Source organism: uncultured Campylobacter sp. (genome assembly GCF_938045595.1).
Classification (GTDB): Bacteria; Campylobacterota; Campylobacteria; order Campylobacterales; family Campylobacteraceae; genus Campylobacter_B.
The window spans coordinates 1-18,289 of sequence record NZ_CALIBB010000223.1; the positions used below are offsets into that span (position 1 = coordinate 1).

The 18,289-nt window shown below is 46.6% G+C and carries 16 protein-coding genes and 1 tRNA gene; 2 read left to right on the forward strand and 15 right to left on the reverse strand.

Annotated features, from left to right (window positions below):
- Positions 1-527: 527 nt before the first annotated feature.
- Entirely contained in the window at positions 528-896 is a 369-nt protein-coding gene (locus Q0340_RS08570) for a hypothetical protein (protein WP_298082972.1), read from the forward strand.
- A gap of 315 nt (positions 897-1,211) precedes the next feature.
- On the forward strand, positions 1,212-1,406 hold the full coding sequence (locus Q0340_RS08575; RefSeq protein WP_298082973.1) for a hypothetical protein: 195 nt from the start codon (positions 1,212-1,214) through the stop codon (positions 1,404-1,406).
- A gap of 485 nt (positions 1,407-1,891) precedes the next feature.
- On the opposite strand, the gene Q0340_RS08580 is transcribed toward Q0340_RS08575, so the two are convergent.
- The 15 genes from Q0340_RS08580 to Q0340_RS08650 form a co-directional block, all read right to left on the reverse strand.
- Positions 1,892-2,398, reverse strand: a complete 507-nt coding sequence (locus Q0340_RS08580) for a hypothetical protein (protein ID WP_298082974.1) — start codon at positions 2,396-2,398, stop codon at positions 1,892-1,894.
- A 249-nt stretch (positions 2,399-2,647) separates the two neighbouring features.
- Positions 2,648-2,732: transfer RNA gene (locus Q0340_RS08585), tRNA-Leu, on the reverse strand.
- 70 nt (positions 2,733-2,802) lie between these two features.
- Complete coding sequence (gene atpE / locus Q0340_RS08590) at positions 2,803-3,141, reverse strand: ATP synthase F0 subunit C (protein WP_297987338.1); 339 nt, start codon at positions 3,139-3,141, stop codon at positions 2,803-2,805.
- Positions 3,142-3,290: 149 nt separating this feature from the next.
- Positions 3,291-4,805 (reverse strand): 2-isopropylmalate synthase, encoded by a 1,515-nt coding sequence (locus Q0340_RS08595; protein WP_298082975.1) that lies wholly within the window; start codon positions 4,803-4,805, stop codon positions 3,291-3,293.
- 85 nt (positions 4,806-4,890) lie between these two features.
- Positions 4,891-5,640, reverse strand: coding sequence for a CDP-diacylglycerol--serine O-phosphatidyltransferase (pssA, locus tag Q0340_RS08600; RefSeq protein WP_298082976.1), 750 nt, complete (start codon positions 5,638-5,640; stop codon positions 4,891-4,893).
- Between the two features lie 128 nt (positions 5,641-5,768).
- Positions 5,769-7,718, reverse strand: coding sequence for an ATP-dependent zinc metalloprotease FtsH (gene ftsH, locus Q0340_RS08605; RefSeq protein ID WP_298082977.1), 1,950 nt, complete (start codon positions 7,716-7,718; stop codon positions 5,769-5,771).
- Positions 7,715-8,578 carry a 50S ribosomal protein L11 methyltransferase gene (locus Q0340_RS08610; protein WP_298082978.1) on the reverse strand — a complete coding sequence of 288 codons (864 nt, stop codon included), beginning with the start codon at positions 8,576-8,578 and terminating at the stop codon, positions 7,715-7,717. The genes ftsH and Q0340_RS08610 overlap by 4 nt, the downstream gene beginning before the upstream one ends.
- Positions 8,579-8,656: 78 nt before the next feature.
- On the reverse strand, positions 8,657-9,364 hold the full coding sequence (gene hisA / locus Q0340_RS08615) for a 1-(5-phosphoribosyl)-5-[(5-phosphoribosylamino)methylideneamino]imidazole-4-carboxamide isomerase (RefSeq protein ID WP_298082979.1): 708 nt from the start codon (positions 9,362-9,364) through the stop codon (positions 8,657-8,659).
- A complete protein-coding gene (gene hisH / locus Q0340_RS08620; RefSeq protein WP_298082980.1) occupies positions 9,364-10,107 on the reverse strand; it encodes an imidazole glycerol phosphate synthase subunit HisH in 744 nt (247 codons plus the stop codon). The genes hisA and hisH overlap by 1 nt, the downstream gene beginning before the upstream one ends.
- Positions 10,104-11,909 carry a nucleoside-diphosphate sugar epimerase/dehydratase gene (locus tag Q0340_RS08625; protein WP_298082981.1) on the reverse strand — a complete coding sequence of 602 codons (1,806 nt, stop codon included), beginning with the start codon at positions 11,907-11,909 and terminating at the stop codon, positions 10,104-10,106. Before Q0340_RS08625 ends, hisH begins: the two co-directional genes overlap by 4 nt.
- Positions 11,909-13,006 carry a UDP-N-acetylbacillosamine transaminase gene (gene pglE / locus Q0340_RS08630; RefSeq protein WP_298082997.1) on the reverse strand — a complete coding sequence of 366 codons (1,098 nt, stop codon included), beginning with the start codon at positions 13,004-13,006 and terminating at the stop codon, positions 11,909-11,911. Before pglE ends, Q0340_RS08625 begins: the two co-directional genes overlap by 1 nt.
- Before the next feature lie 116 nt (positions 13,007-13,122).
- Positions 13,123-13,722 carry a UDP-N-acetylbacillosamine N-acetyltransferase gene (gene pglD / locus Q0340_RS08635; RefSeq protein ID WP_298082982.1) on the reverse strand — a complete coding sequence of 200 codons (600 nt, stop codon included), beginning with the start codon at positions 13,720-13,722 and terminating at the stop codon, positions 13,123-13,125.
- Positions 13,709-14,314 carry an undecaprenyl phosphate N,N'-diacetylbacillosamine 1-phosphate transferase gene (gene pglC / locus Q0340_RS08640; protein ID WP_298082983.1) on the reverse strand — a complete coding sequence of 202 codons (606 nt, stop codon included), beginning with the start codon at positions 14,312-14,314 and terminating at the stop codon, positions 13,709-13,711. The genes pglD and pglC overlap by 14 nt, the downstream gene beginning before the upstream one ends.
- Positions 14,307-15,434, reverse strand: a complete 1,128-nt coding sequence (locus Q0340_RS08645) for a glycosyltransferase family 4 protein (RefSeq protein ID WP_298082998.1) — start codon at positions 15,432-15,434, stop codon at positions 14,307-14,309. The genes pglC and Q0340_RS08645 overlap by 8 nt, the downstream gene beginning before the upstream one ends.
- Positions 15,435-15,506: 72 nt before the next feature.
- Entirely contained in the window at positions 15,507-18,287 is a 2,781-nt protein-coding gene (locus Q0340_RS08650) for an STT3 domain-containing protein (RefSeq protein ID WP_298082984.1), read from the reverse strand.
- Positions 18,288-18,289: the final 2 nt, after the last annotated feature.

The window sequence follows — 18,289 nt, forward strand, 5'->3', positions numbered from 1 at the left end:
GGTATAAAAAAGACTGCTATGCTATTTAGATTTAACCGAGGGCAATTCAGATCAAACAGATCCAAATATCAAATTTGCAAATTTAAATTTACTTGTTGCTTGAATTTAAAAGCAATAGCAAGTTTAAATTTGTAAATTTAATAAAGTCAGTATCAAACGATACTGACGAGATTTGAATTTTGCATTAAAATGTCGTTGCAAAACAGAGAAACCGTTTATTAAAGCAAATTTGCAAATTCAAAACGCCTCATTGCTGGATTGTTTCGACCATTTCGTGGTCTCGCAATGACAAGGTTGTGGGCATTGTGGAAATTTAAATAAATTCTTGCAATGAGAGAAATTTTTTAAAAGGGATTAAAATGAGAGATTATGATAAAGCTCCACTCATCATTAAAAATAACTTTATAATGATAATGTATGGTTTTACATTTTTACTTATATGTAACACTATAATGATTTATATTGTATTTTTTGCTGGTGTTGTCGATTGGAATAGTGGCGAGTTTTTTTAAATTTTAAAAAATGAAATGAGAAATCCAAGATTTAGCTCTGTGGTTGTAGCATTTCCAATAGTCAATATTTGGGCTTTTATTGATTTTATTAGAAAATTTAGAAAGCCTGAGAAAGTATATTTATATAACGATAAAGTTTATTGGGATAAACGAGATACGACGGTAGCAAAACAAAATATTGTTTGGGTTAAAAAAAGTATTTATCCTATGCTCGGTATGATACCAGATAACTCGGTTCAAAAAATTTTTGCACCACTTGGTTTTGTTATTGCGGGATTTTTTTTGATTCTATCAAATTTGTTTGCTTGTTTAGCAAAATTAGTTGCTTTATTAATTAACAAAGATTATAAATTTATAACTATTTTGCACCATAGTTTTTTATGACAATCAAAAAAATGCCGTAAATGTCTATTTAATGACAAAGCAAGATTATGAACAAGTCAATGAGTATTTATTGCAAAATTTTAATTTACAAATCGAAAATTTAGATAAAAACTACAAATTCTATAAATAGGAGAAAAAATCATACCAGAAGATAACAATACTTCTAACAATTCAAATCAAGGTGTTGCTTGGTATGTCAAGCCTACTTCGGATACAATCAATTTCATAAAAGGAATTCCCGTAAATGTTTTAGCCGATCCTGATAATATTAAAGTTTTTGATAACTATGTAAAAATCAAATCAGGTGGGCTAAATATGGTTATTCCTATCGTTGATGCGGCTGCTGGGAAAAAAGAGTGGGACGAAGCTATCGCAAGGGGAGCCGGTGATGTGGTGCAAGACTTGGCTGTTAGTGCTTTAGCTTCTAGTGCGTATGTCGCTTTCTTTGGTTCAAATCAGGTGGGCTTAATATGGTTATTCCTATCGTTGATGCGGCTGGTGGCGCTATAGCATTAGGTATTGGCTAAGAGCCTTGACAAGCGTTGCCTCACTTAAAACGTTTCCTTCCGTATTCGCAAAAAATAAAGAGGACTTTGTTTTTATGCTCTCTAGCCACTCACCTACCTCCTTTGGAAGACCCAAATATTCATCGCTGTTACTTTTTACCTTATTTTCATCCCCAAAAAGAGCAAATAATATTCTCCGTCATCGCCCATTTTTAAATGCTCATGGGTTAAATTCCTTACATTTGAGCTTCTTAACCCGGTAAGTAGTCCAAAGATTAAAGCATTCTTAACGCCTATTTGATGAGAGTAGCTCATGATATATTTTATCAATAACCTCAAATCCGCATTCTCGGAAATATATGAATAGCCCCCAGATTTAGGTATCTTATATAGGTTCTTTAATTGCGTATCGCAAAATAAAAGATTATCTCGCTTATACCTCTATCTCGCGCGAACCTGAATAAAGAACGGATAATAAAAACAGATCTTTTAAAAGTACAAATTTCCATTCTTGTAAATAGGGTCTAATATCTGCATTATCTCTTTTTTAGTAATCTTGCCGATATCCTTATCGCTAACGCACTTTAGCCTCGATTGAAATCTAAATCGTAATTTCCTTAACGTCTTCTCGGCAAAAGCGTTATATTCGCAGTAAATTTTAAAAACGCTCGCTAGCGTATTCTTTAGAGACGCCGCACCATTAGTATGGCTATTTGATATTAATTTCTTTAACAATATTCTAGCCCCTTCGAATGTTATTTCGTCGGCATTACCTAAAACCTTGATTAACTTGCCACCTTGCGTATAGTGATAGTGTCTATGCATTTTAATCGTTCCATCTCTGGCTGGTGAGCTATAAAATTTAACGGCTATAAAATCATCTAAGACTTCGACCATAGTGCGCTTATATTGCGGCAAAATAAAATTCCTGACTACTTTATCAGGGTCTGATTTAAAAATTGGATTATCCTTAATTTTGGTAAAAACTTCTGTCATCTTTCTTCCTTTGTATAGTAATTTTAGGCAGATTATAGAATTTCCTCAAAGGATTAACAAGGCAGGAGCGCAGAAAAAGCTACTATACAATTTTTTAATATATAGTAGTTTTTCTTAAAATATATGTATCAATCGGTAGTTTCAAGTATTAAGAATTTTTTAAGAGTAATTTCAAAATTCCCAAAAATAGGGTTTAAAAAATTATTTAAAAATTCAAAAAAACTAAAAAATATGGAAAATTTTAATAGATGGTGCGACCGACGAGATTTGAACTCGTACACCTTGCGGCACTACCCCCTCAAGATAGCGTGTCTACCAATTCCACCACGGTCGCATAAATTTTAAAGCTTGATCTCAAGCTTTGAATTATATAAGTTTAAAGCCCGATTTTCTCGGGCTTAAGATTATTTTGCAGCAGCCGCAAGACCTTCTGTTACGAAAGGGTTTGCAAAAAGCAAGACGAATGAAACAACCAACGCATAGATAACCTGCGCTTCGATCATCGCAAGCGAAATATACATAGTAGTCGATAGCTTGCTAGCTACGCTTGGATTTCTAGCGATGCCGTTAAGCGTCGCACTAGCGGCATTTCCCATACCTAACGCGCCACCCAAAGCGGCTAGACCTAAAACGACTGCAACGGTAATTGCAGAAAAAGAAACGATCTGAGTGTAAGCACTTAGCTGCTCGCTAGCGAAAGCCGCGCCGCAAAGCGCAAATAACAATACAAGAACTTTTTTCATAAAAGTCTCCATAAATAAATTTTAAAACGAGTTTCGGCTCAATACCCCCTACTCCAACGTTTTAAGTGTGAAATATTATTAAAATTTTGCTTTTGATTTGTTTAATCTGGCGGAATTTGCGTTAAATTTAACAAATCCCGCCAAGCAATCTAACGCTTAGCGTCCAGATACGTATTTAGCGCCGCAACGTAGGCCTTTGCAGACGCCAGCATCGTATCTACGTCAAGTCCTCTGCCGATAATGGCGCCCTCGCCCGCAAATTCCACCTTAACGGTTACTTTCGCCAGCGCGTCTTTGCCCTGCGAGACCGCTTTTACTTGGTATTCTTTCAGGCTACCGCTGATGCCGCTAATGCGGTCTATCGCCTTAAATATCGCATCCACGCCGCCGTTTCCAAGCGCGCTATCGCTTAAAATTTCATCCTTATACCTTAGCGTAAGCGCGGTGCTAGCGTGCCCTTTGTTGCAGCTATTGGAGCTTAAAACCAGCACTTCGTAGGTCTTTTCGGCTCCCACGAACTCGTCGTTTACGAGCTCTCTAATATCCTCGTCGAAAACGTCCTTTTTGCTATCGGCGAGCGCTTTAAATTTATTAAACGCAATCTCAACCTGCTCGTTACTAAGCTCATATCCCAAAGATACCAGCTTGTCTTTGAAGGCGTGACGGCCGCTGTGCTTGCCCAGCACGAGCGAGTTTTTATCAAGCCCGATATCCTCGGCGTGCATGATCTCGTAAGTTTCTTTGTGTTTTAACACGCCGTCTTGGTGGATGCCGCTTTCATGCGCGAAGGCGTTTTTACCCACGATCGCTTTATTAGGCTGCGGCTCGATGCCGGTGATGCTCGCGACTAGGCGGCTGGATGGGTAAATTTCTTTCAAATTTATATCGGTATAAAGCGGCGCGAATTTATCTGTGCGCGTCTTGATCGCCATTACGATCTCCTCCAGCGCCGCGTTGCCCGCACGCTCGCCGATGCCGTTTATCGTGCACTCGACCTGTCTGGCTCCTGCCAAGATAGCGGCTAAGGAATTTACGGTAGCCATTCCCAAATCATTGTGGTTGTGTACGGAAACTACGGCGCGCTCGCCGATAAATTTAACCAGTTCGCCTATTCGGGCGGTGATCTCGTCCGGATAGAGATAGCCCACCGTATCAGGGATGTTTATGGTGGAGGCTCCGGCGTCTATCGCGGCGTCGCATATCTCTTTTAAAAAGCCGATATCGCTTCTGCCCGCATCCTCGCAGCTAAACTCCACGTCCTCGCATAGACTTTTAGCGTATTGCACGGCCTCTACGGCGCGCTTTATGACCTCTTGCGGCTGCATTTTAAGCTTAAATTCCATATGAATCGGGCTTGTGGCGATGAAGGTATGGATACGCCCGAGCTTCGCGCCCTTTACCGCTTCGCCGGCGGCTTTGATATCTTTTTCTAAAGCGCGCGCAAGAGAGCATACGCGAGCCTTGCTAACGGCGCCCGCGATCTTTTCTATCGCGTCAAAGTCCCCGGGGCTTGCCGCTGCAAAACCCGCCTCGATAACATCTACGCCCAGCTTTTCAAGCTGCAACGCAAGATGGATCTTCTCGTCCGTATTCATCGACGCTCCAGGGCTTTGCTCGCCGTCACGAAGCGTAGTATCGAAGATTATGATTTTATTTTTGTCCATTACAAATCCTTTCAAAGGGTTAAAATTTGGCAAAATTATAGCCGCGCAAACTTAAAAACAATCGCGGCGATAAACATATTTGAGATTATTTCGCCATTTCCTCGGGTTTGTCTTTTTTATGAAATTTAGCCGCGCTTAAATTTAAAGCTCCGCGGACTAAACCGTAAAGGATGTAAGCTAAGGCTAGTACCGCCGGGAATTCCAGCCTGAAAAGATATAAAAGCGAGAAAAATACGACGATTAGAAGCACTAAAATTTTAATCGCGTTGGGGCGCTTTAGGCTGATCTTTTTAAAGCTTGGAAAGCGGATGTTGCTGACCATTAAAAACGATAGCGCCGCCATTGCGATGATCAAAAATACGCCAAACCCTTTGGAAAGCTCATATTTTAGATAAATTCCGATCCAAAACGCCATCGTAATCGCAGCCGTCGGAATCGGCAGCCCGATAAAAACGCTAGGCTCGTAGGTGCCCGTAGTGACGTTGAATCGCGCCAGCCTTATCGCGCCGAAAACCACGTAAAGTGCTGCTACGAGCGAGCCGACCTTACCGTAATCGTGCCCGACCGCGCAATAAAATAGCAGCGCCGGCGCGACGCCGAAAGCAACGATATCCGCAAGGCTATCAAATTCCACGCCGAATTTCGATGTCGCATGGGTTAGCCTCGCCACGCGGCCGTCAAGCCCGTCGCAGATCAAGGATAAAATGATATAAAAGATCGCGGCGCTGAAGTTGCCCTTGATCGTAGAAATTATGCTGATGACCGCTAAAAATGCACTTGCCGCCGTGAAAAAATTCGGCAATATGTAGATTAATTTTCCCTTTTCCTCTTCCATCTCTTACTCTTTAAAATTTTATTTTTACACCGCTTTTCATTCGGTGCCGCGGATCGCTCGTAAAACGCTTTAGCGCGACCTTCTTAAAATTTAGCCCTTAAGTTCTTGTCCTGCGCGAGGCTTTAAATTTAAGCCTCGCTCTTTGCGCTTTCGATATCGTCGTTAGCGCCTAAATTTCGCACCAGACGGGTAGGCATGCTGTTATCTTTTTCAAATTTTGAGATGATCTCTACGATCTGCTCTCCAGAGACCGTCTCCTTCTCATACAGCGCCTTCACCATCTCCTCGATCGCCGGAGCGTAGGTCCTTAGCGTCTCTTTTACCGCCGCGTAGCGCTCATCCAGCGTCTTGCGGACATATTCGTCGATCTTAACTGCCGTTACCTCGCTGTAATCCTTGATGCTTTGTCCGCCGTTTAGGAAGGAATACTGCTGCTTTTCTAGCACCGCAAGCCCGAGCGCATCGGTCATTCCGACCTGAGTAGCCATAAATTTAAGCATATCGGTAGCGCGCTGCAAATCGTTGCCCGCGCCGTCGGTGATCTCGCCTAAAAACACATCCTCCGCCGCGCGCCCCGCCAAAAACGTATCGATCTCGGCAAAAATTTCATGGCGCTGATGCAGATATCTATTTTCAAACGGAGAATTTAGCGTATATCCCGCAGCACTCAGTCCGCGCGGCACGATAGTTACTTTAGATACCGGCATCGCGCCTTTGGTAAGCTCGGCGATGAGTGCATGACCGCTTTCGTGGTAGGCGACGATCCGCTTTTCGATCGGACTTACGCGGCGTGATTTTTTAGCCAGTCCGATACCGACGCGCTCGATCGCTTCGAGCAGGTCTTTTTGCTCGACCTCCGCCTTTGCCTCGCGACCCGCTAAAAGCGCGGCTTCGTTTATGATATTTGCAAGATCGGCTCCCGCAAAGCCCACGGTAAGGCGCGCGATCTCTTCGATATCGATATCACGAGCAAATTTAACGTCGCGCATATGCACCTTTAAAATCGCCATTCTGCCGTCAAAATCAGGTCTATCAACTAGAACCTGCCTATCGAATCTACCTGGACGCAAAAGCGCCGCATCCAGCGTCTCCGGGCGGTTGGTAGCCGCAAGGACGATTACCGGGCTTGATTCCGAGCCGAAGCCGTCCATCTCGGCAAGCAGCTGATTTAGCGTCTGCTCGCGCTCATCGTTGCCTCCGCCAATACCGCCTGCGGTTCTACTTTTGCCGATCGCGTCGATCTCGTCGATGAAAACGATCGCCGGAGCCTGTTTTTTAGCGTTATCAAATAGATCGCGCACTCTGCTGGCGCCCACGCCTACGAACATCTCGATGAAACTCGAGCCCGATACCGAAAAAAACGGTACGTCCGCTTCGCCCGCGACCGCTTTGGCTAGCAGCGTCTTACCAGTGCCGGGAGGGCCCACTAAAAGCACGCCTTTTGGAATTTTAGCTCCGAGGCTAATGTATCGCTCGGGATTTTTTAAGAAATCTACAATCTCCTTAACCTCCTCTTTCGCCTCTTCGACGCCCGCGACATCGCTAAATTTAACCTTTGGCTTTTCGGCGCTTACCAGGTTTTTAGAGCTTCCGATACCGAGCACGCCACCACCCATATTGCGCTGCATGCGGTTGGCTAAAAACATCCAAATTCCAAAGAAAATCACGAGCGGCAAGACCCAGCTAAAGAGCAGATCGGTCAAAAAATTGCTCTCGTTATACGCGCCGTATGGAATTTTGCGCGATTCTAAAATTTGAACGAGCTCGGGATCATCCACGCGTTTGGCGGTATAGATTACGTTGCCGACTTGCGCTTTAATCGTGGAGCTTCCGATGGAAACCATGCTTACTTGGGAGTTTTTGATCTGCGATTTTAGCTCGGAGTAAGTTACATTTCTACTCTCGCCCGAGACGGAGCCTAGCACTCCACCGCTATCAAATCCGCCGCTTGGTGAGATTGCCTTAAATACGACTATCAAAATAAGCGCGAAAATAATAAAAACGCCGATCGGATTTTTATTAAAAAAATTGTTTCCGCCGCCGTTTTGAGGGGGTTGATTGTTTTGGTTGTTGTTCATATCTTCCTTTCATATACGAAGCTAAGCCATTCGTTTTGCTTTTTCATCTGCACGAAATTTAAATCCGAAAAGGCTTGCTCAATCCTATCTTTATATTTTTCTAAAATTCCAGACAGCACGAGCTTGCCGCCAGGTTTTAGCGCTTTTTTCAGATCCGCGCTTAGGATCAAAATCACGTCGGCGATTATATTTACGACGATTAGATCAAACTGCGGCTGCGCACTTTTGCTTGAACTTTGCTCGCTCAAATTTGAAACGCTGCCGAGCCAAATTTTATCTATCCGCACGCCGTTTTTCTCGGCGTTTTGCTGCGTAGCGGTCACCGCCTGCTCGTCGGTATCGCAGGCGCTTACCTTTGCGCCCAGTTTTTTCATCGCGATACTTAAAATTCCGCTGCCGCAACCTACGTCAAGCGCGCTCATGCCATTGCGAGCGAGTTCGCTAAGTAGCGCCAGGCACATATTGGTGCTTTCGTGATGACCCGAGCCGAACGCCAGCGCAGGATCGATCAGTAGATCGATTAGCACGGGATCTTGCGATCTTTCGCACCAGCTCGGACGGACGTAAAATTTGCCGACCGCCACGGGCGCGACGCCTTTTTTATACTCATCGAGCCAGTCTTTGTTTTGCTTTTTTGAAATTTCGATCTGCAGATCGGCGTCTAAATTGAGAGATCGCGCGAGCGCCTTTTTAAACTCTTCAAACGCAAATTTTAAATTTTGCAGATCCTCTTCGTCGCGGATTATGAAACGCTCGCCGCGTTCTTCGACGCAGGTAACGCCGAGCTCAAACGCAAAGCTTTTAAAAAGCTCGCTTGCATTCGCGCTTTTTACGATCATCTCATAAAAAAAATCTTTCATCGCCTCACATCGCCTTTAAATTTTAAAATTTGCATATTACTAAAATTTAGTTCAAACTTTGCTTACGCTCGGGCGTTTTTATAGAGCTTCAAACGCCTTTTTAAGATCGAGCGTGCCCTCGTAATACGCCTTGCCGACGATAACGCCTGCGATGAGCTCTGCGTTTTTTAGCGCGATTATGTCGTTTATATCTTTCACGCCGCCGCTTGCGATAGTGTCGATACCGCTAGCTTTCGCGATAGAGCGGCTAAATTCTACGTTCACGCCGCTTAGCATCCCGTCGCGCGATATGTCGGTACAGATGATCGCGCAAACGCCCGCGTCCGCGTAGTCTCGCGCCAGATCGGTCGCTTTTACGCGGCTTAGCTCCGCCCAGCCCTCGGTCGCTACGAGCCCCTCTTTTGCGTCTATGCCCACGACGATGCGGTAAAGCTTCGCCATCCTCCTTACGAAATCCGGGTTTTTTAGCGCCGCCGAGCCCAGGATAAATCTATCGACGCCCAAGCTCAAATACCCCTTTATACGCGCTTCGTCGCGGATGCCGCCGCCCACTTCTACGTGCAGGCGCGTGCTTTTTACGATCCGCTCGATCGCTTTGAAATTTACCGCCTCGCCCGCAAACGCGCCGTCGAGATCAACCAGATGCAACCACTTAGCGCCGAGATCTTCAAATTTTTTGGCTAGCTCGCAGGGGTCTTTGGAATAAATTTTTGCGCTTTGCATCTCGCCCTTGCTAAGGCGCACGGCGCATCCTTGTTTCAGATCGATCGCAGGGAAAATCTCCATCACAGCTCCGTAAAATTTTTAATGATTTTTATGCCCGCATCGTGGCTTTTTTCGGGATGCGGCTGAAAGGCAAATACGTTTTCGCGCCAGATCGCGCTTGCAAACTCATAGCCGTAAAACGTGCTCGCAAGCGTGATCTCGCGCGCGCAAAGGACGTGATAGGAGTGCACGAAATACAGATACTCAAACTCGCCTAGGCCCGCATTTATCGGCGAGCGCTTGATAAAATGCGCACTGTTCCAGCCTACGTGCGGGATCTTTAGGCTTTCGGCGCGGGTAAAATTTTGCCCGCTGCGCTCGCTCAGCTCTGCCCTATCTGAATTAAATTCCGTCTCGCCCGATATAAATTTTGTATTTTCTCTAAATTTCATATTTTCGGACCTGGATTCCGCCCCCCGAATATTAAATTTCGTTTTGTCAAATTTCACGACGCGACCGGGCAAAATTCCAAGCCCGCTACGCGCGCCGAATTCCTCGCTCTGTTCAAACAGAAGCTGCATCCCAAGGCAGATGCCTAAAAAATATCTGCCGCTTGCGACGAATTCTTTAATCGCGGCGTCCATACCGCTTGCGCGAAGCCTCTCCATCGCCTCGCCGAATGCGCCCACGCCCGGAAGCAGAGCTTTATCGCAGCTCAAAAGCTCCTCAGGGCTGCGCGCGAGGCAAAATTTAGCGCCGCAGAAGCTAAGCGCGTTCATCACGCTTTGGATATTGCCCGCGCCGTAATCCACGATACCGATCAAGCCGTGCCCTTCATATCGTTTAATCGGTGCGAAAACTCGGGCACGATACGCTTTAGCTTATCCGCGACCTGCGCGTCCTCGCACTCCGAAAGCTCCTCGATCTGTGAGCTTAGCTCTTGCAGGTCATATTTTGCGGAGTGGGTTACGAATATGGATTGATACTTCGTGCTCTTGTCGTTTTCGTCGATCAAAAGCTCCTCGTAAAGCTTCTCGCCGGGACGCAGACCTACAAATTTAATGCCCAGCTCCTCCTTACCGGCAAGCTGCAGCATTCGCTTGGCAAGATCGGCGATCTTTACGGGCTCGCCCATATCCAGCACGAAAAGCTCGCCGCCTCGCGCGATGGAGGCCGCTTGAAGCACGAGCTGGCACGCCTCGCTAACGAGCATAAAATATCTCGTAATCTCGGGGTGCGTAACGGTAAGCGGCTCGTTCGCTTCGATCTGGCGTTTAAATTTAGGGATGACGCTGCCGCTTGAGCCGAGCACGTTTCCGAAGCGCACCGCGACGATCTGCGTATCGCTTGCCGCGTCGTTGGAATTTAGCGCGTAAAGCTCGCAGATACGCTTCGTCGTGCCCATAATGTTCGTCGGTCGCACCGCCTTATCGGTCGAGATCAAAACGACCTTTTTCGCGCCATATTTTTTGGATAGATCGATTACGTTTTTTGTGCCGATGATATTGTTTTTGACCGCTAGATGCGGATTAAATTCGCATAGCGGCACGTGCTTATACGCCGCTGCGTGCACGACTACTTCGGGATGAAATTCTGCAAAAACCTCCTCCAGCTCATGGCGATAAACGACGTTTATCATCTTTAGCTCGTTACGCGCGTCCGCGCCCGTCGCTTCGTTGATCGAGTAGAGGTTAAACTCGCTGTGTTCGACCATGATAAGACGCTTTGCGCCGAATTTTAAACACTGCTTGCAAATTTCGCTTCCTATCGTGCCGCCCGCGCCCGTTACCAGCACGATCTTGTCTTTGATAAAATTTTCGATCGCCTTGGTGTCGAGGTCTTTTGGCTTGCGAGCGAGCAGATCCTCGATCGATACGTCGCGGATCTTTTTGCTCTCATCCTCCAAAAGCGAAAAGAGCTTGATATCCTTTAGCCCGTATGCAAACAGCTCGTCGTAGAGCTCCTTTAGCTCGTCAGGATACAGCGCCAGCGCGATGATCGCGGTTTTAGCGCCGCTATCTTTGATCATCTGCGGAATTTCGCTCTTGGCTCTGACGACATAATTTTCGCAATACGTTCCTACTAGCTCAGGCCGCCCGTCCACGACGCCTACGGGATAGTAGTTGATATATTTTTGCCGCATACCTTTTAGGACGTGAAAGGTCTTACTCGTAGCGCCTACGACGATACAAGGCTCGTTATTCGTGATATTTTTCTTCTCACTTAGAAACATCCGCTTTGAAATTCTAATCCCACCGATTAAAATAAACGAGATCGCCGCATCGATGATGATGACCGAGCGCGGGAATGGGTTAAAAATTTTACTCGCTAGAAAGAATAGGATTAAAAAGGTAAGTGCTGCCATCACGTGCGCATAAAAGAGCTTTCTTGCTTCATATAGACCGAAAAATCTCCACGGAACTAAATAGATCCGCAAAAACCAAAAGTAGAAAATTTTAATCGCAGTAAGGCTCGAGGCGCTAAGCAGCGCGCCTTTATAAAATTCGTTCGGTATATCTCCGCTAAATCGCAGCAAAAACGCGATGTAAACGGAGAGGATCGAGATAAAAATATCTCCTAGCAAAAAAAACGCGAAGCGGCTAAATTTAGTGGGCTTTAACAGCATCAGATGTTTTCTTTTACGATTTTTACGACGCGCTCAATCGTCTCGTCGCTCATATCGGTGCCGCTAGGAAGGCAGATGCCGCGACTAAACATATCCTCGCTCGTGCCGTCAACTACGCTAAGTGCGCCTGCGAAGATGCTTTGCAGATGCATCGGCTTCCAAAGCGGACGAGATTCGATGTCGGCTTTATTTAGCGCATCGATTACCTTTAGATGGGCATTCTTTTTCTTAAATAGAAGCGTCGTAAGCCATCTATTACCCTCGCCGCCTTCGACTTCGGGCATAAACTCCACGTCGGTGCCTATAAACAGATCCTCGTAAATTTTAAAAATTTCACGCTTTCTCTTTACGCGCTGCGGCAAGACCTCCATCTGGCCTACGCCGATAGCGCCTAAGACGTTGCTTAAGCGGTAGTTGTAGCCGTAGTCCTTGTGCTCGTAGTGAAGCAGCGGCTCGCGCGCCTGGGTGCTTAAAAATCTAGCCTTAGCCACTAGCTCCTCATCGTTTGAGATCAGCATTCCGCCGCCTGAGGTAGTGATGATTTTATTGCCGTTGAAGCTTAACGCGCCGCATTTTCCGATACCACCAAGTGCTTTACCCTTATAAAATCCGCCCAGCGCCTCTGCGGCATCCTCGATAACATCAATGCCTTCGTTCGCGCAAATTTCGCATATCTCATCCATCTTCGCAGCCTGTCCGTAAAGATGCGTAACGACGAGCACCTTTGGTTTTTTCGACGATTTTTTGATCGCTTCTTTAAGCAGCTTCGGGCTTAAATTCCAACTCTCGTCGCTGTCTATCAGCACCGGCACGCAGCGCTCGTAAAATATCGGATTTAGCGACGCCATGAAGGTAAACGTGGAGCCAAGCACCACGTCGCCGTCCTTTACGCCGCTGCAGCGAAGCGCTAGATGAAGCGCCGCCGTGCCTGCGTTTAGCGCTAGCGCGCCGCGCGTGCCAGTGTAGGACTTCACTGCGTCTTCAAAGCGATTGACATATTCGCCCAAAGGCGCGATATAGTTGCTTTCAAATACCTTTTTTATATACTCAAGCTCATTGCCGCCCATATTCGGTGGGCTTAAAAATACTCTTGCCATCTCTATCCTTCCTTGATCTTTAAATTTAACCTCGCGCGGAGCAAGGCTAAATTTAGCTTTCGGCATTAAATTTAAATGCTCGGATTTTATCACTTTTAATGCTATAAATTTTAAATTCAGCCATTTTTTTTAATCACGCGAGCAGGCACGCCTACGGCTACGCTGTCGCTAGCTATGTCGCGCACGACCGCAGCGCCCGCGCCGATGATGCAGCGCTGCCCGATACTTAGTCTCTGAATGACGCTGGCACCGATTCCAATGTGTGAAAACGCCCCCACCCTCACGCCGCCCGCAAGCGCCGCGTTTGGGCTAATGTGCGCAAACTCGCCGATCTCGCACTCATGCTCGATTACGACGCCAGAGTTGATTATCGCGCCGCGACCGATTTTAGCTCGCGCATTTATCACGGCGCCGGGCATTACGACCGCGCCCTCGCCGATGGTGGCGCTTGGGCTAACGATGGCGCTTTGATGAATTAGCGTCGCTATCTCAAAACCTGCGCGCGCTACCTTCTCTTGTATCTTTGCGCGGGTTTTATTATCGCCGATTGCGATTATTACGGGATGCTTCGGCAGATCCTCGCTAAATTTCAGCCCCGCGGCGTCGTCTAAAAAAACGACCTCGCTAAATTTAGCCCCGCGCGCGGCTAGCGCAACGTCCGCAACCACCAGCCCGTGTCCGCTCGCACCGTAAACGTAAATTTTAGTTGTGTCCATTAAATTTCTCCGTCGTCGCCATGCCCTCTTTATTCACGCCCTCTTTCGCAATCACTTTTTTAATCGTCAAAAGCGCGATCTTAAGATCGAGCGCGAAGCTTAAATTTTGCGCGTAATACGTATCGAACTCAAATTTTTTCTCCCAGCTGATCGCGTTGCGTCCGTTTACCTGCGCAAGCCCCGTGATGCCCGGACGCACGCTGTGCCTAAGGCGCTGCTGCGGCGAATAAAGCGGCAAGTATTCGATTAGCAGCGGTCGCGGCCCGATGAAGCTCATATCGCCCTTTAGCACGTTGAAAAGCTGCGGCAGCTCATCCAGGCTTAGCGCGCGGATCTTTTTGCCGTAATCGTTCAGCCGCTCTTCGTCGGGCAGAAGCTCGCCGTCTGCGCCGCGCTCGTCGCTCATCGTTTTAAATTTGTAAATTTTAAAAATTTGCTCATCAAGCCCAGGGCGAGATTGCGTAAAAATCGCGCTTTTGCTAATGTGCTTGCGGATCAAGAACCACGTAAGCGCCATCACGGGCGAAACCAAAATAATCAAAATCAAAGCCGCCGTAAAATCAAGCGCACGTTTTAAAAAGCTCTTATACATCGATAAATTTCCTATAAACCTCTAAGTATTTTTTCGTGACGATCTTTTCGTCGTAATTTGCAAGCACCAGCTCGCGCCCGTTTCGTCCAAGCCTTTCGCAAAGCGCGGTATCGTCTAATAAAATTTCGATCTTTCGCGCAAGATCACCCGCGTCGCGAGTGCGGCAAATTAAGCCGTTGACGCCATCTTGCACCGCCTCGACGCAGCCGCTACAGTCGCTTACCACGCAGGCTCGCGCCATGCTCATCGCCTCTAAAACCGTGCGCGGAAAGCCCTCCTTGTAGCTAGGAAGTGCCAGTAGGTAACTAGCCTTCAAAAGCTCAGGCACGTCGTTTCTGGCGCCTAGATAATGCACCGCACCGCTTTGCAAAAACGCAGGATCAGCGGTGCTTTTATTGCCCGCAAAACCCTCGCCCACAAAGACAAATTTCGCATCCGATCGATCTTTTAAAATTTCTGCTGCTTCGTAGAATTCTCTCACGCCCTTATGCCACATCGCGCGAGCTATCATCAGCACGATCTTTTTGCCGTGCAAATCCTCGCCCAGATCCGCCGCACTAACGATTTGGGGGTTGAATCTTTCAGCATTTACGCCTACACTTTTAATCCTTATGACCTTTTGCTTCGCAATAAGCCCGCGAGATAGCATATAATCGGGATCGGCATCGTTTACAAATACGCAAGCATCTGCCTGCGAAAATGAAAATTTATAAAGTTTCTCTAAGACAACCCTCACGAGCCTTGTTTTAATATCATCGTCGATATAAAAGCTGCCCAGCCCCTCGACTAAGTTTATTACATATTTTATACCCGCCTCTCGAGCCGCCAGCGTACCAAACACGTTTGATTTGTGCGCGGCTGTTTGCAGCAGATCCAAATTTAGCCTCTTTAGCTCGCGTGCAAGAGCTTTGGTGTTGCTAAATACGGTAAGCGGATTCAGGCTAGCTCGATCAAGATCGTAGGTTACGGCATTAAAATCGCGTGCCAAATCCTGCGTATAAGCGCCGCGAGGAGCGATTGCAAAAACCTCGTGTCCGCGCTCTTTTAAAGCCTGCATTATCGGGCGACGAAAGAAATGTAAGCTCATATCGGCATGGCTTAAAAACCCTATGCGAGCCATCTGTTGCATTCCTTGCTTGGCGTTGCGAGATTAAATTTCATAAATTTCTCCTTAGCTTGCGGCAAAATTTATCTAGCGCTTTAATTTATAAACTTTCACAGCAGGGCTTAAGATCACAGGCTCGAATAGCTCGGGCCTGTATCTTTCAAATACAAAAAGCTGAATATAGCTTGAGTTTAGCATCGTCTTATCTAGCAGCAAAAATCGCCCGTAATCGCGCATGAAAATCACGTAAAATTGCGCGCTGCTGTCCATATTAAACTCTTTTACCGAAAGCTTGCCGCTCGCGTCGTAGCTCGTTTCGTAAAAGGTATTGATCGCGAATTTTCTGCCGCTATACTCTAAATTTAAAAGGCTCGGTGAGATCGAAAAGCCGTTGTCCATATGCACGCCGCTTTGATCCTGAACGAACCTATCGCTCGTTATGAAAAACAGCTCGCCCAGCTGCTTGCCGTCGGTGATGTCGATGTTTGAAAACTGCGTGACGACGGGAAAGATATTCATCATACGATCGGGCAAGATGTAATAGATGTCGCGCGTAGGCTTCGGCGGCTTAAAATCAGCCAGTCCCAAGCTTAAGATAAAATCATTTACGTCCGTGGCGTTATAATCTTTTAAAATTTGCTTTAGCTTGTTTGGAATTTTTTCGCTATATCCGCGCTCGGTGTATTCGACATCCAGGCGCGCCATATTCGCAGAGCTCATCTGATCTTTAAAAAGCGCGAAGCTAACGGGGAAATTATCGTTGCCGAGGTGTTTGCCGCCGTCAATGAGGGTCTTTACATCGCTGTAGTAGCGTATGCCATATCCGTAGTCCCACCACGAAAGGGCGTAATCCTCGCGCTGCGCCTTATCTTTGAGCTCGTCAAGCACCCGCACCTCGCTTTGATAAAAGACCGTATCGACCTTGTACGAGACGATGTGCTGCCACGCGGGATAGATCGCAAGCGCCGTCAAAATAAGCAGTATCGCGCGTCCTGCGATCTTTGGCAGATCTAAGCGCTTTACGCAAAAATACAAAATATATCCGAAGCTCAGCCCCATCACACCCACGGCATAGATCGTAAATCTAAGGCCCGCTTTGTTCGCCGCAAAGCCCAAAAGCAAAAGCGGGATCGAGAGCAAAAATTCCTTATGCCTAAAGCAAAGCACTACGTATCCGATTGCCGCGATCACGAAAACCGCGACGTGTGAGCTGATGCGCTCCATAAAGATATTAGTTGGCACGATGCCCGATTCTTGGATCGTTTGATTGACGTTGAAAAAATGAAATGCCGTATCGGCGTTGTCCGCGAAGGAGCGGAAGATATAAAATTTCGCCTGAAAGATGATCGGACTAAGGCCTCCGTTTGCGACGAAAAAGACTACGGCAAGTGCGCCGATAATCGCTAAAATTTTAAAATTTAATAGCTTTCCTTTAAATGCAAAGAGCCAAAATAGCGCAAGCGAGATTAAAATTTTAGCTACCAAAGGCGTGGAGCAAAGCGCGATCAAAAAGATAATCATCGCTTCGTAATTTACCGCACTTTTTCGCTTAAAAATCAGCGTGTAGGCGAAAAACATGGCGAGCATCATGGAATTTAGCGAGAAGCTTGAGGGATACCACCACATATAAAATATCACAAACGCGCCCAGCCAAAACAGCGTGCTGCGCGAACCGCGCGTGCAGATACGGATGAGCGCCCACAAGATACACATCGCAAGCACGATATTTAACATATCGGTGTCGTAATACCCCGCCATAGTGCGGTTGTAGTAGCTATTCGCCACGCTCGCGACAAGCGCGCCGATGAAGCCCGCGCGCATGCAGCGAAACTCGCTTGAGATCAGCAAGATCGGCACTACGATGAGCGAGCTAAACAAAGCCGGCAGATAAACGAAGATCGTCTCGATTTTAAAGGGCAAAATTTCAGCCAAAAACGCCGTCACGATCGAAAGCGGTGCACTAAAGTAGCTAAGATCGTTGGGCTGATGAAAGCCGGCGAGGCGGTCGCGCGCGCCCTCTGCAAAGGCGTAGCCGTCGTTCGTGTTTATCATCAGCTCGCCGTCCCAAAAAAAGTAATTCGGAAAGCCGCTCGCCCAATACACCCACCACATACGAAACGCCACGCTAAAGGCAAACGCAAACAAAATCATCAGCAAAATATGCTTTGAAAACTCATAATTTTTTATGAAGCCAAAAATTCTGCGCCTAGTAGGAAGCGCGTCAGCTGCCTGATTTTTAGAATTTTGGGAATTTTCTGCTGTAGAGTTTTTAGAATTATCAGAATTTATGCCGTTTGTAGAATTTAAAGCACTTGCGGAATTCGCATTTTTAAATTTAGCCAAATTAGCGGCTTTTGCGGAATTTTTATTTGTAGAATTCGCAACGCCAACGGAATTTTTATTTGTAGAATTTTTGCTCGTGGAATTTGCAGCGCCCTTTAAATTTGAGTTTGTAGAATTTGCGCCTGCGGAATTTTCAGAATTTACCGAGGTAGAATTTCGTCCGCTTGATTTTTTAGCCTTTTTGGATTTTTTTTGTGCTCGCATTTTTGCAGAAACAGCGCGCGCTTGATCGTCGCTTAAATTTTTAACGCCGGCGTGCGCGGAATTTTTGCTCGCAGAATTTTTTGCATCAAGCGCGGAATTTTTATCGCTCTGAGGCGCGGTATCCTCGCTACCCTTAAGCTCGGCATTTTCGCCGCTAAAATTCTCTCCGCCGCCTGCGGAATACCCTGCGTCAAAATTTCCCTCACTAGCGAAATTTTCGCTTAAGGCAGCTTTGTCGGCACCCATTGATTGCGCGCCTTTTTGATCGTCCGATCCTTCGTCGATCTCTCTGACGCTAAAAGCCTTTTTTTCTTCACCCACGC